The 21,925-nt window shown below is 36.5% G+C and carries 20 protein-coding genes; all 20 read right to left on the bottom strand.

The window, feature by feature from the left end; genetic code table 11:
- Complete coding sequence (fliI, locus tag LG276_RS10220) at positions 1-1,320, bottom strand: flagellar protein export ATPase FliI (RefSeq protein ID WP_224938600.1); 1,320 nt, start codon at positions 1,318-1,320, stop codon at positions 1-3.
- Positions 1,307-2,074, bottom strand: a complete 768-nt coding sequence (gene fliH, locus LG276_RS10215; protein ID WP_224938599.1) for a flagellar assembly protein FliH — start codon at positions 2,072-2,074, stop codon at positions 1,307-1,309. The genes fliI and fliH overlap by 14 nt, the downstream gene beginning before the upstream one ends.
- Complete coding sequence (gene fliG, locus LG276_RS10210; RefSeq protein WP_224938598.1) at positions 2,067-3,113, bottom strand: flagellar motor switch protein FliG; 1,047 nt, start codon at positions 3,111-3,113, stop codon at positions 2,067-2,069. Before fliG ends, fliH begins: the two co-directional genes overlap by 8 nt.
- The gene (gene fliF / locus LG276_RS10205; protein WP_224938597.1) at positions 3,095-4,693 is read right to left on the bottom strand and encodes a flagellar basal-body MS-ring/collar protein FliF; all 1,599 of its coding nucleotides are present in this window, start codon (positions 4,691-4,693) and stop codon (positions 3,095-3,097) included. Before fliF ends, fliG begins: the two co-directional genes overlap by 19 nt.
- 51 nt (positions 4,694-4,744) lie before the next feature.
- The gene (gene fliE / locus LG276_RS10200; RefSeq protein ID WP_224938596.1) at positions 4,745-5,053 is read right to left on the bottom strand and encodes a flagellar hook-basal body complex protein FliE; all 309 of its coding nucleotides are present in this window, start codon (positions 5,051-5,053) and stop codon (positions 4,745-4,747) included.
- A gap of 15 nt (positions 5,054-5,068) precedes the next feature.
- Positions 5,069-5,512: a flagellar basal body rod protein FlgC gene (gene flgC / locus LG276_RS10195; protein WP_224938595.1), complete on the bottom strand. Its 444-nt coding sequence runs from the start codon at positions 5,510-5,512 to the stop codon at positions 5,069-5,071.
- A 3-nt stretch (positions 5,513-5,515) separates the two neighbouring features.
- Positions 5,516-5,905 (bottom strand): flagellar basal body rod protein FlgB, encoded by a 390-nt coding sequence (gene flgB / locus LG276_RS10190; RefSeq protein ID WP_224938652.1) that lies wholly within the window; start codon positions 5,903-5,905, stop codon positions 5,516-5,518.
- A gap of 422 nt (positions 5,906-6,327) precedes the next feature.
- Positions 6,328-7,107 carry a GTP-sensing pleiotropic transcriptional regulator CodY gene (gene codY / locus LG276_RS10185; RefSeq protein WP_224938594.1) on the bottom strand — a complete coding sequence of 260 codons (780 nt, stop codon included), beginning with the start codon at positions 7,105-7,107 and terminating at the stop codon, positions 6,328-6,330.
- Positions 7,108-7,223: 116 nt separating this feature from the next.
- Complete coding sequence (gene hslU, locus LG276_RS10180) at positions 7,224-8,621, bottom strand: HslU--HslV peptidase ATPase subunit (RefSeq protein WP_373370913.1); 1,398 nt, start codon at positions 8,619-8,621, stop codon at positions 7,224-7,226.
- Between the two features lie 26 nt (positions 8,622-8,647).
- On the bottom strand, positions 8,648-9,190 hold the full coding sequence (gene hslV / locus LG276_RS10175; RefSeq protein WP_095369538.1) for an ATP-dependent protease subunit HslV: 543 nt from the start codon (positions 9,188-9,190) through the stop codon (positions 8,648-8,650).
- 98 nt (positions 9,191-9,288) lie between these two features.
- On the bottom strand, positions 9,289-10,185 hold the full coding sequence (gene xerC / locus LG276_RS10170) for a tyrosine recombinase XerC (RefSeq protein WP_095369539.1): 897 nt from the start codon (positions 10,183-10,185) through the stop codon (positions 9,289-9,291).
- A 65-nt stretch (positions 10,186-10,250) separates the two neighbouring features.
- Positions 10,251-11,558 carry an FADH(2)-oxidizing methylenetetrahydrofolate--tRNA-(uracil(54)-C(5))-methyltransferase TrmFO gene (trmFO, locus tag LG276_RS10165; protein WP_224938593.1) on the bottom strand — a complete coding sequence of 436 codons (1,308 nt, stop codon included), beginning with the start codon at positions 11,556-11,558 and terminating at the stop codon, positions 10,251-10,253.
- Between the two features lie 619 nt (positions 11,559-12,177).
- Positions 12,178-14,253 carry a type I DNA topoisomerase gene (gene topA / locus LG276_RS10160; RefSeq protein WP_224938592.1) on the bottom strand — a complete coding sequence of 692 codons (2,076 nt, stop codon included), beginning with the start codon at positions 14,251-14,253 and terminating at the stop codon, positions 12,178-12,180.
- 298 nt (positions 14,254-14,551) lie between these two features.
- Complete coding sequence (gene dprA, locus LG276_RS10155; RefSeq protein ID WP_224938591.1) at positions 14,552-15,430, bottom strand: DNA-processing protein DprA; 879 nt, start codon at positions 15,428-15,430, stop codon at positions 14,552-14,554.
- 86 nt (positions 15,431-15,516) lie between these two features.
- Entirely contained in the window at positions 15,517-16,419 is a 903-nt protein-coding gene (gene sucD, locus LG276_RS10150; RefSeq protein ID WP_095369542.1) for a succinate--CoA ligase subunit alpha, read from the bottom strand.
- Between the two features lie 92 nt (positions 16,420-16,511).
- Positions 16,512-17,672, bottom strand: coding sequence for an ADP-forming succinate--CoA ligase subunit beta (sucC, locus tag LG276_RS10145; protein ID WP_095369543.1), 1,161 nt, complete (start codon positions 17,670-17,672; stop codon positions 16,512-16,514).
- Between the two features lie 250 nt (positions 17,673-17,922).
- Positions 17,923-18,234, bottom strand: a complete 312-nt coding sequence (locus LG276_RS10140; protein WP_224938590.1) for an EscU/YscU/HrcU family type III secretion system export apparatus switch protein — start codon at positions 18,232-18,234, stop codon at positions 17,923-17,925.
- Complete coding sequence (locus LG276_RS10135; RefSeq protein WP_251161465.1) at positions 18,231-19,994, bottom strand: hypothetical protein; 1,764 nt, start codon at positions 19,992-19,994, stop codon at positions 18,231-18,233. Before LG276_RS10135 ends, LG276_RS10140 begins: the two co-directional genes overlap by 4 nt.
- Before the next feature lie 8 nt (positions 19,995-20,002).
- Entirely contained in the window at positions 20,003-20,776 is a 774-nt protein-coding gene (locus LG276_RS10130; protein WP_224938588.1) for a ribonuclease HII, read from the bottom strand.
- A 142-nt stretch (positions 20,777-20,918) separates the two neighbouring features.
- Positions 20,919-21,782, bottom strand: a complete 864-nt coding sequence (ylqF, locus tag LG276_RS10125; RefSeq protein WP_251161464.1) for a ribosome biogenesis GTPase YlqF — start codon at positions 21,780-21,782, stop codon at positions 20,919-20,921.
- Positions 21,783-21,925: the final 143 nt, after the last annotated feature.

The raw sequence follows: 21,925 nt of genomic DNA, 5'->3' as shown, positions 1-21,925 counted from the left end.
TTACTGTGCTCCTTCTCCAACTAGCGCAAATAGTTGTTCAATTCCATCATCAATCGTCACTTTTTCATCCGTTTGTTGTTTAAGAAAATTTAAAATTTGTGGATATAAAGCAATCGCTCGATCTATTTCTTGTGATGATCCTTTCTTATATGCACCGATATTAATTAAATCCTCTGATTGCCTATAAGTACTAAGTGATTCTCTTAAACTCTCAGCTGCTTTTATATGCCTCTTACTACTAATTTGATTCATTACACGACTGATACTTTTGAGTACATCTACAGCAGGATATTGTCCCTTATTAGCGAGCTCTCTATCTAACACATAATGACCATCCAATATACCTCTCACAGTATCAGCAATTGGTTCATTCATATCATCACCATCAACAAGCACTGTATAAAAGGCAGTGATGGACCCCTCTATGGAGGTGCCAGTTCTCTCTAACAGCTTAGGTAAAACAGAAAAAACTGATGGCGTATAGCCTTTTGTTGTCGGGGGTTCGCCAATTGCTAAACCTATTTCCCGTTGCGCCATTGCTACCCGAGTAACAGAATCCATTAGCATCATAACCTTCATACCTTTGCCACGAAAGTATTCTGCAATGGCTGTCGCAGTATAGGCCCCTTTTATTCTCATTAATGGCGGTTGATCAGAGGTAGCTACAATGACAATTGAACGTTTTAATCCTTCAGGACCAAGATCTCTCTCGATAAACTCACGGACTTCTCTTCCTCTTTCACCAATTAAAGCAATAACATTAATGTCTGCTTTTGTATTTCTGGCAATCATGCCGAGTAGGGTGCTTTTACCAACACCACTACCTGCAAAAATCCCCACTCTTTGGCCATTACCAACTGTTAGTAAACTATCAATCAACCTAACGCCTACTTCAATTGGTTCACTAATGGGTGGTCGCAATAGGGGATTTGGTGGCTCTTGTTCTGTTGGCACCTCTCTTAAACCTTTTGGAAGTAGAGACCCGTCTAATGGTTGTCCCAAGGAATCAAGGACATTCCCTACAAGAGAAGTCCCAACTTTAATTTCTAACGGTTTTCCTGTTGTTTCTACTAAACTCCCAGGCGATATATCAGTAACCGTTGTATACGGCATAAGAATAATATTCTCATCTTTAAATCCGACCACTTCTGCACGTATCTTCCTGCTCTTCTTACCTTGTACATGAATATAGCAAACATCACCAATGGAACTAACCGGCCCTTGAGATTCGATCATTAGGCCAACAACTCTCTTGACTCTCCCGTATTTTTTGAAACTATCTGTGACATGGATTTCCTCTAATAACTTATCCAAGTTCATGATGGGTCTCCAACCATTCTGATAGTCTTTCTTTGATCTCGTCTATTTGGCTTTTACACGTGGCATCAATTCGACCATTATCTGAATCAATCACACAATCTACTACAGAAAGTTCTTCATCGGGAAGGATATATAGGCCAGCTTCAACTGGTAACATTGCCTTTAGTTCATCCTTATAGCTTAATAACTCTAGATATTTATCAGGATGAACAATAAGTTTAATGTTTTTGTAATGCTTGGCTTCTTTTAATGCGTTTTTTACATAAGATTGATAGTGCTCCGTATGATGAGTTAATTCCGTTGCAATGATTTTCTCTGCTACATTCATACTAATTTTTAATATCGTTCGGTCCGCTGACTGAATAGTTTCTTCATAATCAGTTTTTGCTGCATTAATTATCTCTTTTACTTCTGCTAATCTAGATGAATATGAGTTAAATCCATCTTCTTTACCCTTACTCATCCCGGTGAGATAACCTTCTTCATATGCCTCTTTACGTACCAATTCTTGTTCTTCTTTTGCCTTTTCCTTTTCTTCTTGAACTGTTTGATATATGCGATCAGCATGCTGATTTGCTGATTGAATAATTTCCTCCGCTCTCTTCTCTGCTTCATTAATCACCTGGTCATAATAGGCAGACATCTGCTGTGATGGATGATCCTCTGATTGTTTAAACATCGGCCGAATAGAGATTGTTATTTGCTCCTCTTCACTTAAGTAATCGTGAGAAGAATGTTTAAATAACCTAGACAATAATATCATCCCCTCCGCCTCTGGCGACGATGATCTCCCCAGCTTCTTCCAGTCTGCGTACAATTGCGACAATTCTTGATTGTGCTTCTTCGACTTCTCGAAGTCGAACTGGTCCTAAAAATTCCATTTCCTCTTTAAATGTATCCACAGTACGCTGTGACATATTTTTATAAATAATCTCTTTTACTTCTTCACTAGACACTTTCAAAGAAAGCATAAGATCTTCACTTGCACAATCTCTTATCACTCGTTGAATCGCTTTATTATCAAGCGTAACAATATCCTCAAACACAAACATTCTTTTCTTTATTTCTTCAGCTAAATCTGGATCTTGAATTTCTAATGCATCAAGAATCGTACGTTCAGTTGAGCGATCCACTCCATTGAGCACTTCTACTACAGACTCAACTCCACCAGTTTGCGTATAATCTTGTGTAACAGTAGCGGACAGCTTTCTTTCTAAAATCTGTTCGACCTCATTAATAATTTCAGGAGAAGTGCCGTCCATTACTGCGATTCTTCTAGCAATATCTGCTTGCGTATTTTGAGGTAATTCCGACAGTATTTGACCAGCCTGCTGTGGTTCTAAATAAGAAAGAATTAACGCAATGGTTTGCGGATGTTCATTCTGAATAAAATTCAATATTTGTGTTGGGTCAGCTTTTCTGGCAAAATCGAATGGTCTCACTTGAAGCGACGAAGTTAAACGATTTATTATCGCTGTTGCTTGTTCGTTTCCTAATGCCTTTTCGAGCACAGTCTTCGCGTATCCGATCCCCCCTTGCGCAATGTAATCTTGAGCAAGAGCGATTTGATGAAATTCATCTAGCACATCTTCTTTTGCCTCAGTGTCTACTTTTCTTACACCGGATATTTCTAAAGTCAACTTTTCAATCTCTTCTTCACTTAAATGCTTATACACATTAGAAGCAATATCTGGACCTAAAGATATTAATAAAATGGCTGCTTTTTGCCGTCCTGAAAGATTTTTCTTCTCCCTTTTCACGCTTGACTGGCCTCCTAATCTTCCGTAATCCATGTTCTTAGGAGCTTGGCAAAGTCTTCCGGTTTCTCTTTAGCTAGCTTCTCTAATTGCTTGATTCGGATGCTTGCCTCTGTTTCCTTTTCCTGATGTACATCAGGTATAGAATCATTTAATTGCTCTTCCACTTCATACTCTACAATCTCTTCTTCTTTCTCTTTTTTATTACGTAAAAATAACCATAGTAATAATATAATTACTAATAATAGTAATCCGACAACCAAATATATCCACCAAGGAATCGTTGCTGCTTCTTCATTTGGAAACTCAACTTTTCCATTGAACTCTTGAACGGAGACAGCTATTTTATTTTGTAGCTCTTCATCAGTTAACGTTTCATCCAATGTATCTTTATCGATAGATGTACGGATAATGGTTGATAAGATTTGCGTAATATCATTAATTCGATCTTGTGGCAATGAATTTGGATTATTAGCATCAGGTGGTTCCACCATTACTTGAATGCCCAAATCCCTAACTTTATACGGGCTTTCAACAATTTCTTTTCTTATTCTGTTTACTTCATTATTAATTGTTTCTTCTATTTTTTCATAATCGCCGTTGCTATTTGAACCTTCAACATAAGAAGAGCCGAGTGCATCCGCACCATCTTCACTTTGCGGGATACCCCCTTCTGTATCTCCATTCCCTGTAAAGGTTTCTGTTAGCTTTTGTGCACTAATGGCTATTCCTTCCATATTCTCTTCATCTACTGGTTCGACAAGATTTTCTTCTCTATTCTCTTGTGTAAAATCGACATCTGCTGTAACAGACACCACTACTTTTTCTTGACCCATTAAGGTAGCTAGCATCGTTTGCACTTGACGTTGGATATCCTTTTCGATTTCTTTTTTTATTTCATGTTGTACGGCAAATTGATTGCCTGTCGAAAATTCTTCACTGTTTTTCAAGTCAAAGTACTCAAAGTTTTGATTAGTTATGACGATATTATCAGTAGGTAAATTAGGTACACTTTTAGACACTAAATGATAGAGTGCTTGGATTTGTTGATTTTCGAATTTATAACCTGGATCCGTGTTTAAAACGATAGACGCCGATGCTTGTTCCTCTGTTTCATTTAAAAACACACCAGATTCAGGCATGTTTATCATGACTTTAGCGTTGTTAATACCATCAATACCTTTCATTAACTCTGCTAATTCAGACTGCATCGCATCTAGTTTCATCACGTCAAATTCATTTTCCGTCATCCCGATCCCAGCATTTTGACTAAAAAATGAGTAATCAATATTACCGCTATCTGGGATACCTTCTGCAGCTAGCTCTACCATGAGGCTATCTACTTGTTCTTCTGGTACTTTAATAGCTGTACCACCTTCAACGATTTCTGACTTAATCCCCTTAGCATCTAAATTTTCTTTTATACTGCCTGTTTCTGAGGGTGTCAGGTTACTATATAGTGGGACTAAGGTGGTTCTGGTCGAAAGAAAAACAATGATACTAATACCAATGATTAATAATAACGGAGCACCGATTATTAGAGCCTTTTGCCCCTTTGTTTTCGCATCCCAGAACGTTCTCACCTTTGTACCATATGCTTGCAAAGAATCTTTCATCTAAAAATCCCCCGATGGTCCTTGGTTAGTCATCAGACGAGAATACATGTTTTACACTTGCATTCTCATCATCTCTTGATATGCTTCGACTGCCTTGTTACGTACTTCTAGTGTTAAAGACATGGATACACTCGCTTTTTGAGCGGTGATCATTACGTCGTGAAGATCAACATCCTGCCCCGTAGCAAGTTTTGTCGTCATTTCATCCGATGATATTTGCCTTTCATTTACACTATCAATTGCACTTTTCAAAGCCGAAGCAAAGCTATTATGTGCATCACTCGGTGTAATCTCTTTTACATTTTGAGCATTATCCGGACTATTTGTATGTACGACGGGAGAGAAGCTATTAATATTCATCTCTTAGTCTCCTTCTTATTTGCCTATTTCCAATGCCTTCAAGAGCATATTCTTATTCGCATTAAATACAGTGACGTTTGCTTCATATGAACGTGTTGCACTCATCAAATCTACCATTTCTCTTAATGGGTCCACATTTGGCATTTCTACATACCCTTCTGCGTTAGCATCAGCATGAGATGGATTATAGACGAGTTCAAAAGGCGTTTCATCCTCAACAATTCTCGTTACCTTTACACCATTACCCGTTTGGCCTTTTTCATTTATTGCTGTTTGTAAAAATGATGAAAAGCCGTTATCTTTCGCTTGAAGCACGACAGATTTTCTTCTATAAGGGTCTTCCCCAGTCACGCTGCGAGTAGAATCAGCATTGGCCATATTTGAAGAGATGACATCCATCCTTAACCTTTGCGCTGTCAGTGCGGAAGCTGTTGTATCTAAACTATGAAAGATAGTCATCGATTATCTACCTCCCTTAATTACGTTTTCGAGTCCATTAAATTTACTGCTCATGCGGTCAACCAATGCGTTATATTGAATTTGGTTTGCTGCAAGCTCTGACATTTCCTGATCCATATCTACACTGTTACCACTTTCGTTATAGGTTACATTTTTCTTCGTCAAGACGGTGGTATTTAAATTAGATGGCGTGAAATCAAAATGCCTTTCATCCGTTTTATATGTATTCATGTTAGATAATGCGGAATCAAAAGCAGATTTGAAGCTTACATCTTTCGCTTTATATCCTGGCGTGTCAACATTTGCGATATTTTGCGAGATCACCTTTTGTTTTGTCGATGTTTGTTGAATTGCGTTTTCGATAATCGACATGGATTGTGAGAAGACTTTCACAAACTTCACCTCATTTTTCCAAAATTCTCCCCAATTAGCACTTACTAATAATTTCATCTATCATCATTGTAAAGAATATGAAATAATAAGTCTATGACCTAGAAGGGTTTTTTGGTAATTCTTTTGTCCTATTTTCGACATTTTTCTTACTAGGTAAAAATACGCTTCATTTTTCCGTATTTTTTAAAAACACCAATCACTATCAGTTGAATCAACCGTTCGAACATATTTTTGAATAGGCATAAAGAACTATAAGAATTTTGTTTTTTAAAAATAGGTTCAAAGTTCTACTTTATTCGTTATTACTTTATTATTTCGTTCGTAATAAAGTTGTAATACAGAAAAATTTGACACCATAAAAATAACACGGTAACGCATCACTGCGTCTCCGTGTTATTTTAAAAGTTTTTTTATTTTACTTCTTAGTTAGATTTTAATTTTTCTAACTCGAAAAGGAATTTATCGTTTAATACTTTAATATAAGTACCTTTCATCCCTAATGATCTTGATTCAATTACGCCAGCACTTTCTAATTTTCTTAGTGCATTAACGATAACCGAACGTGTGATTCCAACTCTATCGGCAATCTTTGAAGCAACTAATAGACCTTCTTTTCCGTCTAACTCTTCAAAGATATGTTCAATTGCTTCTAACTCACTGTATGATAAAGAGCTAATCGCCATTTGTACAACTGCTTTACTTCTAGCTTCTTCTTCAATTTCTTCTGCTTTTTCACGAAGAATTTCCATACCTACTACTGTAGCACCATATTCAGCTAAAACTAAATCATCATCTTCAAAAGCATCTTCCACTCTTGCCAGAATGAGGGTACCTAAACGTTCTCCTCCACCGATAATAGGAACAATTGTCGTTAATCCAGCGCCAAATAACTCCTTATTTTCGATAGGGAATGCAGTATATTCACTATTCACATCTAAGTTAGATGATGTCTCTTGAATGTTAAATAAGTTTTTAGTGTACTCTTCTGGGAACTGACGATCTTCAAGCATTTTCTTCATTCGCTCATTTTCGATTTGTTGGTTCGCAGCATATCCTAATAGTTTACCTCTACGGCTTACTACATAGATATTTGCTTCGATAACAGCACTTAAAGTTTCTGCCATTTCTTTGAAGTTAACTGGCTTACCTGCAGCCTTTTGTAGCATTGCATTAATTGTTCTTGATTTTTTTAATAAATTCATTGATTTTTCCTCCTATAACTTTGGAACATTATTTCAATCCCTTGAATGTTTCGTTACTTATTTTTTTGCTAAGATTTGCTTGATTAGGAGTACAATGAAATTTCATCAAATAAGGATTATAATATAAATTGACTTAAATCTTTATTCTTAGAAATTTCCCCGAGCTTCTCTTCTACATATTGTGGCGTAATCACAATCTTCTCTAATGTTACCTCAGGCGCTTCAAACGAAAGGTCTTCAAGCATTTTTTCCATAATCGTTTGCAATCGTCTTGCTCCAATATTATCGGTATTTTGATTTACATCATAAGCAAATTCTGCAATCCTACGTATAGCATCGTCAGAAAATTCAATTTGTATACCTTCTGTTTCCAATAATGCTTGATATTGTTTGATTAAGGCATTATCAGGCTCAACTAATATTTTCACAAAATCATCCACAGTTAATTTTGTCAATTCGACTCTAATCGGGAAACGTCCTTGCAATTCAGGTATTAAATCAGACGGTTTAGCGGTATGGAATGCTCCAGCTGCAACGAATAAGACATGATCGGTTTTTACTGTACCATATTTCGTTACAACCGTTGATCCTTCAACGACAGGAAGAATATCTCTTTGCACACCCTCGCGAGAAACATCTGCTGAGGAGCCACCTGAGTTTTTACTTGCGATTTTATCAATTTCATCGATAAAGATCATACCAGATTGTTCTGCTCTATAGATGGCTTCAGAACCTACTTCATCCATATCAATAAGCTTTTGTGCTTCTTCGTTCGTTAAAACTTTTCTAGCTTCGCTTACTGTAAGTTTTCGCTTCTTCTTTTTCTTTGGCATTAATCCACCAAGTGCATCTTGCATATTCATCCCCATTTGTTCCATACCCGAACCTTGGAGCATATCAAACATAGACGGCTGCTGTTCTTCTATTTCAACAGTGATTATTTCATCTTCTAGCTCTAAATTTTCAAGCTTTGTTTTCACTACTTTACGCTTTTGCTGAATTGACTGATCATCTTGTTGCTCATGATCGCTCTCTTGTTGATCATTCCCACCACCAAAAAACATTTCTAAAGGGTTCTTATAATTGGCGGACTTTTTATTACTAGGTACGAGCAATTCGACAATTCGGCGATTAGCATTTTTCTCTGCTATTTCTTGCACACTTGCTACCTTTTCTTCTTTCACAAGTCGCACAGATGTCTCAACTAGATCTCTAACCATAGATTCTACATCTCTACCTACATAACCCACTTCAGTGAATTTCGTTGCCTCTACCTTAACAAATGGAGCACCAACTAATTTCGCAATCCTTCTTGCAATCTCAGTTTTACCAACTCCTGTTGGTCCAATCATCAAAATATTCTTAGGACTTACTTCATCACGAAGCTCTTCATGCAGTAGGCTTCTACGATATCTATTTCTTAATGCAACTGCTACAGCTTTCTTGGCATTTTTTTGACCGATTATGAACTGGTCTAGTCTTTCGACAATTTGACGGGGTGTTAAACTTGTCATTTTAACCATTTTAGCACTCCTTTGTTTTACAGTTCTTCCACAATAATATTGTGGTTAGTATATACACAAATTTCTGCAGCCATTTCAAGCGAAGCTTTTGCAATTTCCCGAGCTGTTAAATGTTCACCTGCAAATCTCTTTAAAGATCGACCTGCTGCTAATGCATAGTTACCACCTGAACCGATTGCTAGTACACCATCGTCAGGTTCAATGACTTCACCTGTTCCTGATACGAGCAATAAACCGTCTTTATTCATAACAATTAAAAGCGCTTCAAGTTTCCGAAGAACCTTATCGCTTCTCCACTCTTTAGCAAGCTCTACAGCCGCTCTCTGCAAGTTACCATTATATTCTTCAAGCTTTCCTTCGAACTTCTCGAATAAAGTAAATGCGTCGGCAACAGACCCTGCAAATCCGGCAATCACTTTGCCATTTGCAAGCTTTCTTACCTTTCTTGCAGTATGCTTCATGACAACCGATTCACCAAATGTAACCTGTCCATCTCCAGCCATTGCATATTCGCCATTGTGTTGTACTGCAAAAATTGTTGTTGCATGAAATTGTGACATGTTTATTCCTCCTTTTGGAGTATGTTAATAATCCACTATAGACTATATATGAGTATGACTATTCGTTTATCCATCATATAGTTAAACTTCTTTAAAATCTATGCTCTAGGATGATACTGATTATATGTCTTTTTCAAGTAATCAGGTGTAACATGTGTGTAAATTTGCGTTGATGAAAGAAAAGCATGACCTAAAAGCTCTTGAACTGTTCTCATATCAGCCCCATTTGACATTAAATGTGTAGCAAATGAATGCCTAATCTTATGGGGATGGATGCCACCTTCTAGAGACGACTTTTCAATCAATTTATTTAATATACCTCTTATACCGCGGTCAGTTAATGCGCCACCACGGTGGTTTAAAAATAAATGGTTGCTCTTCTCTTTTTGGAGTTTTAGACGTCCATCATGACAATATTTTAAAAGAGCATCGTGAGCAAAGCTTCCGAATGGTATGTATCGATCTTTTTTCCCTTTTCCATGAATAAGAATTACGGAAATATCCAAATCAATATCACTTAGCTGTATAGAAGCACATTCAGCTACCCTTATGCCTGTTGCATACATCACTTCTAAAATCGCCATATTCCTTTGGCCAAGTGCTGTATCTACCTCTACACTATTAAAGAGTTGTTCCATCTCTTCTTCATAAAAAAACTGCGGCAGTCTTTTATCACCTTTTGGGATGGATGTTAATTGGAAAGGATTATCATTAACCATACCTTCTCGTACCAATAACTTAAAAAAGCTTCTTAAGCAGGAAATTTTACGAGCAATTGTCTTTCGAGCTAAACCTTCTTGATAAAGCTTTGTTAGAAATAATCGAACATCCATATATTCGACATCATTTAACTTTTTCAAACCTTGTTCAGCCATGAACATAAAAAATCCTTTTATATCCGTCTGATAATGCTCAATTGTATATTGTGAATAATTCTTTTCGATTTGTAAATATTCGATAAATAACTTTAAAGAAATGTTCACATTTTCGCTCATTTTTTGTACTCACCTCACAAGGGCTTCATCATACTATCATATTTAAGGAACCCACGCAAGAAAATTTACATATTTTTCACAAAGTTCTGAATTGTCTCTAATGCTCGATTAGCATGTTGTTCATTTCTCTCCTGCTTACCTTTAATTCTTTTTTCTAACTCTGGGAATAAACCAAAATTGGCATTCATAGGCTGGAAATTCTTTGGATTGGCGTTAGCAATATATCTTGCCATACTCCCAATAGCAGTCTCAATCGGAAACTCTACTGTTTCTTGGCCCTTCACAAGACGGGCAGCATTAATCCCTGCAATTAACCCACTAGCAGCTGATTCAACATACCCTTCTACGCCAGTCATTTGCCCAGCAAAGAATAAAGATTCTCTATTCTTAAATTGATAAGTTGATTTAAGCACTTTAGGAGAATTAATAAAAGTATTTCTATGCATAACACCGTATCTTACAATTTCAGCATTTTCTAAGCCTGGTATTAAACGAAGTACCTCTTTTTGTGGCCCCCATTTTAGATGCGTTTGGAATCCAACAATATTGTATAGTGTACCTGCTGCATCATCTTGACGTAATTGGACAACAGCATATGGCCTCTTCCCTGTTTTAGGATCCTCTAAACCAACAGGTTTCATCGGTCCAAAGAGCATTGTTTTCTTCCCACGAGATGCCATAACTTCGATAGGCATACAACCTTCAAAAAAGATTTCTTTCTCAAATTCTTTTAGCGGCACAGTTTCAGCATTAATTAACGCTTCGTAAAAAACATTGAACTCTTCCTCGTTCATCGGACAATTTAAATAAGCTGCTTCCCCTTTATCATATCGAGATTTCAAATAGACTTTATCCATATTAATGGAATCTTTTTCGATAATTGGTGCCGCTGCATCATAAAAATAAAGATAATCTTCCCCAGACAGTTCACGTAGTTTCTCAGAAAGTAATTCACTTGTTAATGGGCCTGTCGCAATAACAGTAATCCCTTCAGGAATATCCGTTACTTCCTCATTTATTACTGTCACATTCGGATGATTCTTCACTGCTTCAGTTACCCTTGCAGCGAAGTCATGGCGGTCAACAGCTAAAGCACCACCTGCAGGAACCGCACTATCATCTGCTGAAGAAATAATTACAGAATCTAGTTGTCTCATTTCTTCTTTTAATACACCTACAGCATTCGTTAAATTGTTGGCTCTTAAAGAATTACTACAAACTAATTCAGCAAATTTATCTGTATGGTGAGCTGCTGTTTGTCTAACTGGTCTCATTTCATATAAGCGTACTTGAATGCCTCGTTTAGCAATTTGCCAAGCGGCTTCACTTCCAGCTAACCCAGCCCCAACTACGTTTACTACCTGTTCAGTCATTATTTAATTCTCCTTACTTATTGTAAAATAATTTATATCATTCATTTAATTGTTCGTTTTAACTAAATCATAAACGAGTGTAATCTTTTAATCCCAAATTGCATTGTACAATATTACAAAAAAATTTGAAAGCATAAAGTATTTTTTTAACCGTTGTCCATCTTAGAACATCATTTGTCCATCCACTGTGTGATTTTAATGTTTTTTCAAATAATACATGATGTTATTGCTTTCAGCCTCTTAACCATTTTTACCACTTCAATCGCATTTTTATCATCTCATTTGATAACATTTCATCTTTTACTATTCACAAAAACTTCAAATTGTTTTTTGATTCCATCATTCATCATTGCTGATATAGAACAGTTAAACGAGATTTAATAGTTAGTAATTTTATAAAATAGCAATGACGATTTTTTCTTTACTTTCACATTCACATCACTCCATTCAGTTAACTCCTATCCCCCCTAGAAAATACTCCTTCTAATCTTTTTTTGACAAAAAACGCCTTTAAATATAAAACAAAACGAACAATTAATGTAAATAATTAATAATTGTTCGTTTCTGTGTCTCTCTATACTTTTTTATTAGAAATGGGCAAACCGTTACTCACTTCAATTTATCCTTGTTTCTCTTCTTTATAGTCACATTCAACACACTGTACTTGTACACCCTTTTTCAGTTTTTTCTCAACAAGTAGTGATTCACATTTTGGACAGCTTCTTGCTATCGGCTTATCCCATGAAATAAACTCACACTCAGGGTAGCGGTCACAACCATAAAAGATACGGCGTTTTTTACTTTTTCTCTCAATGATATTACCTTCTTTACAAGTAGGGCATTTCACACCGATTTCCTTCACAATTGCCTTTGTATTGCGGCACTCTGGAAAGTTACTGCAAGCCATAAACTTGCCATACCGTCCCATTTTGTATACCATCGGGCTTCCACATTGTTCACAATCTTCACCCGCAGGTTCGTCTTTAATTTCTATTTCCTGCATTTCTTTCTCTGCTACTTCTAAACGTTTTTCAAAACCTTGATAAAACTCATCAATAATTTTAACCCAATTTTCTTTTCCCTCTTCAATATAATCCAGATCTTGTTCCATTTTTGCAGTAAATTCCACATCTAATATCTCAGGGAAAAACTCCATTAATAGTACGGAAACGACTTCTCCTAATTCAGTTGGCACAAAACGTTTATTATCTAATGTGACATAGCCGCGCTTCTGAATGGTATCTAGCGTCGGTGCAAAAGTTGAAGGTCTACCTATACCTAGTTCTTCAAGCGTTTTGACTAACCTTGCTTCTGTATATCTTGGAGGGGGTTGCGTAAAGTGTTGTTTCGGTTCGATATCCTTCTTAACGACTTTATCTCCCACTTTTAAATTAGGAAGCATATTAGATTTTTCTTCCGTCTGATCATCTGTTCCTTCGACATATACTTTCATAAACCCAGGGAATTTAATCTTTGAACCGTTTGCTCTAAAGGTCACTTGACCGTTGATTAAATCAACACTCATTGTATCCATTATGGCAGGAGCCATTTGACTAGCAGTAAAACGTTCCCAGATTAAACGATATAAACGAAGCTGATCTCTTGAAAGATGCTCTTTCAGCGAATTCGGTTCCCTTAATATACTGGTAGGTCGGATGGCTTCATGTGCATCTTGAGCATTAGCGTTTTTCTTTTCTTTTCTTTTTGATGCTGGCAAATACTCTTTGCCATAATGGTTTGTAATATAATCCACTGCTTCACTTTGAGCAACTTCAGATACTCTCGTAGAATCCGTTCTCATATAAGTAATTAATCCAATTGTACCTTCTTTTCCCAAATCAATACCTTCGTAAAGCTGCTGAGCAAGCATCATTGTTTTCTTTGCACGGAAATTTAATTTTCTTGCTGCTTCCTGTTGAAGAGAAGATGTAGTAAAAGGAACTGCAGGATTTCTCTTTCTCTCCTTTTTCGTTACATCTGTTACTTCAAACTCATTATTCTTTAACTCTTTTAAAACGGATTGCACATCTTCTTCAGATTTCAACTCAAACTTTTTACCATTTAGAGCAAAAAAGCTTGCATCAAACGTAGATTTACCTTTGACAAATTCTCCATCTATGCTCCAATATTCTTCTGGCTCGAATTTGTTAATTTCCTTTTCTCTATCAAGGATTAAACGAACGGCAATTGATTGTACACGACCGGCGCTAAGCCCCTTTTTAACCTTTTTCCATAGTAGTGGACTAATATTATAGCCCACTAACCTATCTAGCATTCTTCTTGCTTGCTGGGCATCAACTAAATCCATATTAATCGCTCTTGGATGTTTAAAAGATTCTTTAATGGCATCTTTTGTGATTTCATTAAATACAACACGGCATTTTGAATCAATATCCATATCTAAGCTATGCGCCAAATGCCATGCAATTGCTTCCCCTTCGCGATCGGGGTCAGCTGCGAGATAAATTTTCTTCGCTTTTTTTGCAGCTGTTTTTAACTCTTTTAGTACTGGTCCCTTACCTCGAATCGTTATATATTTTGGTTCATAATTATTTTCAACATCTACACCCGTCTGGCTCTTAGGTAAATCCCTTACATGCCCCATGGATGCTTTCACTTTATATTTTTTCCCCAAGTATCTTTCTATTGTTTTTGCTTTAGCTGGGGATTCTACGATTACTAGAAAATCTGACATCCAGTTGTCCTCCTCAAGAGGGAATAAATTTGCTAAACCCGCTGTTTCTTTCATTTTAGATAAATGTTTATTGTTATTTATTGACCATTTTCTACCTATTTAAATGCTCAATCATATTTGTTCTTCGAAATATCCACTATTATTAATCAATTTATTTAGCTTTGTCAAATCTAAACCGCTACTATCGCCTCTCCATTTGTTGTCATACAAACAAACTTCTGAAGCAAAATGTATAACAGTTTTTCAATAATTTCAACCTTTTTCATAAAAATTCCTGTAAAATTTATGATTTTTGCCCCTAATATACCAGCTCTTCTATAATATCTTCCGCTGAAAGTATTAATTTCGCACCATTTTGAATCAGTTCATTCGTTCCGGAGAAAAAAGGGGAAAGAATGCCTCCTGGTACCGCAAACACATCTCTACCTTCTTGAACAGCAAAGTTAGCAGTAATAAGAGAACCGCTTTTCCTTTTTGCCTCAATGACTAAAGTCGCACGGCTAATACCACTAATTATGCGATTTCTCATTGGAAAATGCCATCTTTCCGCTTTTGTATGCGGTGGGTACTCTGATAACACAAGATGATTACGAGACATTTGCTGAAATAAATGGCGGTTACTTGTTGGATACATATTAAAAAATCCACTTCCCAATACACCAATCGTATGCCCACTCAAGTGCATAGCTACCTTATGAGCATGGGCATCTACTCCTTTTGCTAAACCACTTGCGATAATAAATCCTCTTTTTATGAGTGTGGGAAAAATTTCTTCGATTACTCTCGCCCCGTATTCAGTCATATTTCGACTTCCGACAACAGAAAGAATTGGTTTCATATTTAGTAACGACAAGTCTCCTTTTGCATAGAGAAACCAAGGTGGCTGATACGTTTCCCTCAAAAGCTTAGGATAATTTTCATCCATAATAGAAATGATTTGTATGTCATTGTTCACATATTGTGAAAGTAGCTCTTCCATGTTTAAGGTAAGCATCTCATCATTAATTTTATTTCTCGTATTTGCAGTTAGGAAGTGAAAATAAGGGAGAGGTTTTGGTCGCTGAAAAGAGATGGAGGAAAGGGTGGGATCTGCTTTTACAATTTGATATAACGTTTTCCACGATACAGATTGACAATGATGGAGAGCGAGTAGTTTAGTTGTCATCAAATCATTCATAAGAACACACTCCTTTTTCTAAATTTTAAGAAAATTATTTTATTTAATAAAGTCCCCTTCTTTATAAAGGGGACTTCATCTATTAATTAATGCGTTTTACATTTATCATAAAGATCAGTTTCTTTTAACACTTTAATAAGTGTTTCACCCATTACTGAAGGTGTATCAGCTACTTGTATTCCGCATTCATTCATTACACGGATTTTTTCATCAGCTGTTCCTTTACCACCAGAAATAATCGCACCAGCATGGCCCATACGTTTTCCTGGAGGCGCTGTACGACCACCAATAAAGCCAACAACAGGCTTAGTCATGTTCGCTTTTACCCACTCAGCAGCTTCTTCTTCTGCAGTACCACCGATTTCACCAATCATGATAACTGCATAAGTTTCAGGGTCATTATTAAACTCTTTTAGTACATCGATGAAGTTTGTACCATTAACAGGATCTCCACCAATACCTACTGCAGTTGTTTGTCCAATTCCAGCTTCTGATAATTGGTGCACTGCTTCATAAGTTAATGTACCAGAACGTGAAACTACGCCCACATGACCTTTTTTATGAATGTATCCTGGCATAATACCAATTTTACATTCATCTGCTGTAATAACACCAGGACAGTTAGGTCCAACTAGACGCGTTTTCTTACCTTCCATGTAACGTTTCACTTTCACCATATCAAGTACTGGAATGTGTTCTGTGATACAGATAGCAAGATCTAATTCAGCATCAGTTGCTTCCATGATTGAATCTGCAGCAAAAGGTGCTGGAACATAGATAACAGATGCAGTCGCACCAGTTGCTTCAACAGCTTCTTTCACAGTATTAAAAACAGGTACACCTTCAACTTCCATGCCACCCTTACCAGGAGTCACACCGCCGACAATTTTAGTACCATATTCAAGCATTTGTTTTGTATGGAATAGCGCAGTTGAACCGGTAATTCCTTGTACAATCACTTTTGTATCTTTATTAATAAATACGCTCATGTTTTTTTCTCCTTCCTGATTTCCGTATCTCAAAAATAATAACTAAGGCACGATGCCCATTATCACTTTTTTTCGTCATCTACCTATAGGTCTTATCCTACAAGTGATACGATTTTTTGCGCTCCGTCAGCCATAGAGTCTGCTGCAACGATTTCAACATCAGATTCAGCAAGAATTTTCTTACCTAAGTCCACATTTGTACCTTCTAAACGTACAACTAGAGGAACTTCTAATCCAACTTGTTTAGCCGCTTCAACAACACCTGTAGCAATAACATCACATTTCATAATTCCGCCAAAGATATTAACGAAAATACCTTTAACATTTTCATCAGAAAGGATAATTTTGAATGCTTCAGTTACTTTCTCAGCAGTCGCACCGCCCCCAACATCAAGGAAGTTTGCCGGATCGCCGCCATAATGCTTGATAATGTCCATTGTAGACATAGCAAGGCCCGCACCGTTAACCATACAACCAATGTTACCATCAAGTGCGATATAGCTTAAGTCATATTTAGAAGCTTCAATTTCTTTTGTATCTTCTTCCTCTAAATCACGCATTTCTAAAATGTCTTTACGACGATATAATGCGTTGCTATCGAAGTTTAATTTTGCATCAAGGGCCATTACTTTACCGTCCCCTGTTACAACTAATGGGTTTATTTCAGCAATTGAACAATCTTTTTCTACATATGCTTGATAAAGACCCATCATAAATTTAACAGCTTGGTTTACAAGCTTTGTAGGGATATTAATATTAAAAGCAATACGACGTGCTTGGAACGCTGTTAATCCAACAACTGGATCAATTTCTTCTTTAAAGATTTTCTCTGGAGTAGCTTCTGCTACTTCTTCAATTTCTGTTCCGCCTTCTTCAGAAGCCATTAGCGTTACACGAGAAGTTGCACGGTCTAAAACTAGTCCAACATAATATTCTTTTTGAATGTCGCAACCTTCTTCAATAAGCAAACGTTTTACTTCTTTTCCTTCTGGTCCTGTTTGGTGAGTAACAAGCGTTTTACCTAGAATTTCTTCAGCATATGTACGCACTTCTTCCAAGTTTTTAGCTACTTTTACTCCGCCAGCTTTTCCACGTCCACCTGCATGGATTTGCGCCTTTACAACACAAACGTCAGTACCTAATTCTTTTGCGGCTTCTACTGCTTCTTCAACAGTGAATGCTACTTTACCATTTGGTACTGCAACCCCGTATTGTCTGAGGACTTCTTTTCCTTGATACTCATGTATATTCATTTCCCATCCTCCTAACTAACTCTTCAAAAAATTAGACTGCGTTTACATTTTATATAATGTGACAAAAGTTGTCTACTGTATTAGCTGAAATATTCAATCAGCTGATTCAATACTTATTCAAAAAAAGTGCTTTAAGCCTTTATCTCATCGCATTTTTTCTATTTCAAAAAAATATTATTGTTTCAACTACTTCGCCTTTTCAAAAAGATGATTAATTACAATTCTCTTTACTTGAATGGGTCAAAAAGTATTATTGTTGATTCAGTGAACGGACGCCATTATTTCGCACTTCTCCGTCTTTCGCCTTTTTGTCTACTTGATAAATAAACGCGAAAACTTCCGCGACTACTTGATACAGCTCTTCAGGTATCTTTTCATTCATATTTAATTTTCCTAGTAACTCCACTAAAGAAGGGTCTTCTTGGATCGGTAATTCATGCTGTTGTGCAACAGTTATTATATTTTCTGCAATAAGCCCTTTTCCCTTTGCAGAAACGACCGGTGCATCCATCTTTTCTGAGTAAGTTAAGGCAACTGCTTGTTTAGCGTTTTGTCCATTCATATTCGCATATCCACACCTGTAATTTGTAATATATTCGCCTTATCCTTCTTATCCTCTTCCACTTTACTTGTTATTTCGGAAAAATTAATTTGTGTTAATTGATAATTCGTTTCGTTTAATTTACGTTTAATCAGCTCCTCATAAGGCTGCGTATCTGGGAGCAGTTCTTTGTTTTCAGTTGAAATATTCATCGTAATTACTCTGTTTTGAATCTGCAACTTTATATAAGTCTCACCCAATGTTTCCATATTTAAATGAAATAGCACCCGACAGAAACTTGGATCAATTTCTCCATTCTTTTTCCTTTTACTTGACCACTGCATTGAAAGGAGTTTACTGAATGGGCTTAGTGGAAATGGCAACTGCAGGGCAAAGTGTGAGAGTCCATTTGTATCATGTGAAAGTAACTGCATCCCAGTGATTTTATTTAATAACTCTTTAGCAGCTTCGGTGAGTGCAGGTTGCTGAATTTCTTTGATCAACTGTAAAATGAGTGGTTTAATCGCCTGAATGTTAATTGGCTGTCTTTCATTAAGTTGCTGTTCATAAGTTAAACCGAATATAGCTAATATGTGCTTAAGTTCACTCTTTATCATCACTGGGTTATGTAATTGTTGCCTGTTTTCTTCTGCAATATTATACAAAAGTTGTTGCGCTTTTGAAAAAGCGTTTTTATTTGTGTTTTCTAGCACTTGAAGTTGTTCTTGCATACGTGAATAAACATCTACAAGTGCTAATGAGGTTTGCTTCATGGGGGTGGACGGATGGTCATATAATTTCGCCAGACCATCCTTTATTAAACTTGTTAGCTGGTTAGCATTTAAAGGCAATGTAATTTCTCCACTTTTTATGCTAGCCTGTAAATTAGTCCCACTCTCCCATGTATATGAAAAAGCATGATTTAATTTTGTTAATGTGAGCAAAAAAGGGGCCGTTTGTTTTTGTAATCCCCCGCTTTGTATATTTTGTAAAAGAGTTAATATTGCTTTATTTTTTTCACCTGAACTGGTATATAACAGTTGCTGAATGATTTGTGCTTCACTGCTTTTCGACGAAAATACACCTAACTTTTGTAGCAAGGAGAAACTTTCTTTTGCTTGAACGCTATTTTTCAGCCAGCCATCCATTAAACTTGTTAACATTTTATCATTGAAAAGATGGTTAAATTTATTTAAAAGGTTATCAAGTGTTTGAGCTGTTTCGTTATTGAGATAGGGCGTAAGCTTATGTTGAAGATTGTTTATTGCGAACGTGATTGTTGGCTCATTTTTCATGCTATGTACGGCGTTGAAAACTTCTTTAGTTAATGGTAATCGTCTATCTAGAAGTGTTTTAAACACAGCGATATCTTGTTTTGTATCCCCTGTCATCCAATGAATAAATGATTTTACAAGTGATTGAGTAAGTGGGATCTCTCGACTTTGAAACCATTTAAGGAGCTCAACCTTTTCTTGTGTAGCATTTATACCCATCGTTTGTAGAATCGCTTGGGGCGATATGCCTTTTAAAAGTTGATTTTCATCGATAATTTGTAAGTTAACTCCCTCACCATTCTTTTGCACCACAAACCAAATATCACTATTGTTAATAAGATTGATTGAGGTTTTCGCATAAATCTTCTGAGCCCCTATTTGAATTTCAGCCATGTTTTCCTCGTTCACCTTTACAACTTTGCCCTTTAACAATTGTCCCGGCCGTAACATGAGTGGCTGGTTTTTTATTTGATCTTTGGAAACCTGCGTTAATTCATTCACTTTCACCAACCTTATCACCTTCTATTGTCAATTAGAAAATCTTTAACTGGAGCAAAGCTACGGCGATGAATGGGCGATATTCCTTTTTCTTCAATTGCACGTAAATGTTCCTTTGTACCGTAGCCCATATTTTTCGCAAATCCATAGTCAGGATATTGTTGATCATAATCTTTCATCAACCTGTCACGTTCTACTTTTGCTACAACCGATGCAGCAGCAATACTAATACTTTTGCTATCACCCTTTATAATTGATTCACTCGGGTAGGGTGTGGGTAGTTTAACGGCATCAATAAGCAAAAAATCAGGTTGAGTATGCAAACTATTTACCGCATGTATCATCGCTTTTTTCGATGCCTCTAAAATATTCATTGTATCAATCTCATGATGATCAATCATACATGTTGAAACAGCAGTTGCTTCCTCCATAATTCTTTCATAATAATACAAACGTCTCTCTTCAGAGAGTTTTTTTGAATCATCAATACCTAGAAGCTGAATGTTCTCAGGTAAAATAACGGCGGCGGCTACAACTGGTCCAGCTAACGGTCCTCGCCCTACCTCATCTATACCGGCGATCAACCGATAACCTTCCCTATTAAATAGCTTTTCATATTTTTGCATAAGCTCGTACTTCTCTAGTAAGGCTTCTCGTTTTTCTATTTGCTTTTCCCATCGTCCTAATGCTTTTTGCACACCTTTTCTTTCATCTAATCTTAATGTTTTTATGTAGTCATCTTCTCTATCACTATTTTTTAATAATTGCTCTATTTCTTTAATCGATTTCATATCTGCACTCTCCTATTTCATCGACAGATTGGTCAAATTCTTAAACATTTGCGTTTATGGACGAAAAAATAAAGGCCTATGATTAAGACCTTTATAATCGGATAATGTACTTACTATATTCTTCTTTCCGTTCATGAACACATTACTCTTCTTCTATTATATCTTTCGGACTTTCTAATGTTAAGCGACCAAATTTTTCTGAGCGGAACTCTCTAATGATTAACTCTGTCACCTTATCATAATCAACTGTACCACCGCTCACTAAGCAGCCTCTTTTTTGGCCAATTTCATCAAATAGTTCTACGATTTCTTCAGGAAGCTCATTTAATTGATACCTTTCAACTAACTTCTCTGGGTAGTGTTCTGTCATAAATCTCAGAGCATAAACAGCAATATCTTGTAGATTTAAGATCGTATCTTTAATCGCACCAGTTAATGCAAGCTTTAAACCAATTTCTTGATCTTCGAATTTCGGCCATAAAATCCCTGGCGTGTCAAGTAGCTCCATCTCTTTTCCAACTTTAATCCAACTTTGTGCCTTCGTGACACCAGGCTTATTACCTGTTTTAGCGATATTCTTCTTCGCCAGGCGGTTAATTAAGGTTGACTTACCTGCATTAGGTATGCCAACTATCATTGCTCGAATGGCTCGCGGCCTTATTCCCTTTGCTTTTTGCTTGTCGAATTTCTCTTGAAGTAATTGTTTGGCTGCTAGAGTAATATCCTTCATACCCTGACCATCTTGTGAATTAATACTAATTGCGGTTAATCCTTTGCTTTTAAAATATTCAATCCACTGTTTCGTTAGGATAGGATCGGCCATATCTGCTTTATTAAGCAATACTAATCTAGGCTTTTGTTGAATTATCTGTTCAATCATTGGATTGCGTGAAGATAGAGGAATCCTTGCATCAACCAATTCAAAAATAATATCGACTAATTTTAACTTCTCTGTTACTTCTCGTCTAGCTTTCGCCATATGTCCTGGAAACCATTGTATTGTCATTACGTATCATCACCTTTAAATTCACATTTCAAACTTACGCTTTATTAAACATTTAAATTACCTACTACGTACTAAAAAAACACAATCATGGCGCTTGTTTAAGGAAAAGGATAAACTCATCCTTTAAGTTAAGAGAAATCATG

The sequence above is a fragment of the Cytobacillus kochii genome (assembly GCF_044790165.1).
GTDB classification, from domain to species: Bacteria; Bacillota; Bacilli; order Bacillales; family Cytobacillaceae; genus Cytobacillus; species Cytobacillus kochii.
This window is presented reverse-complemented; position numbering and strand designations above follow the sequence as displayed.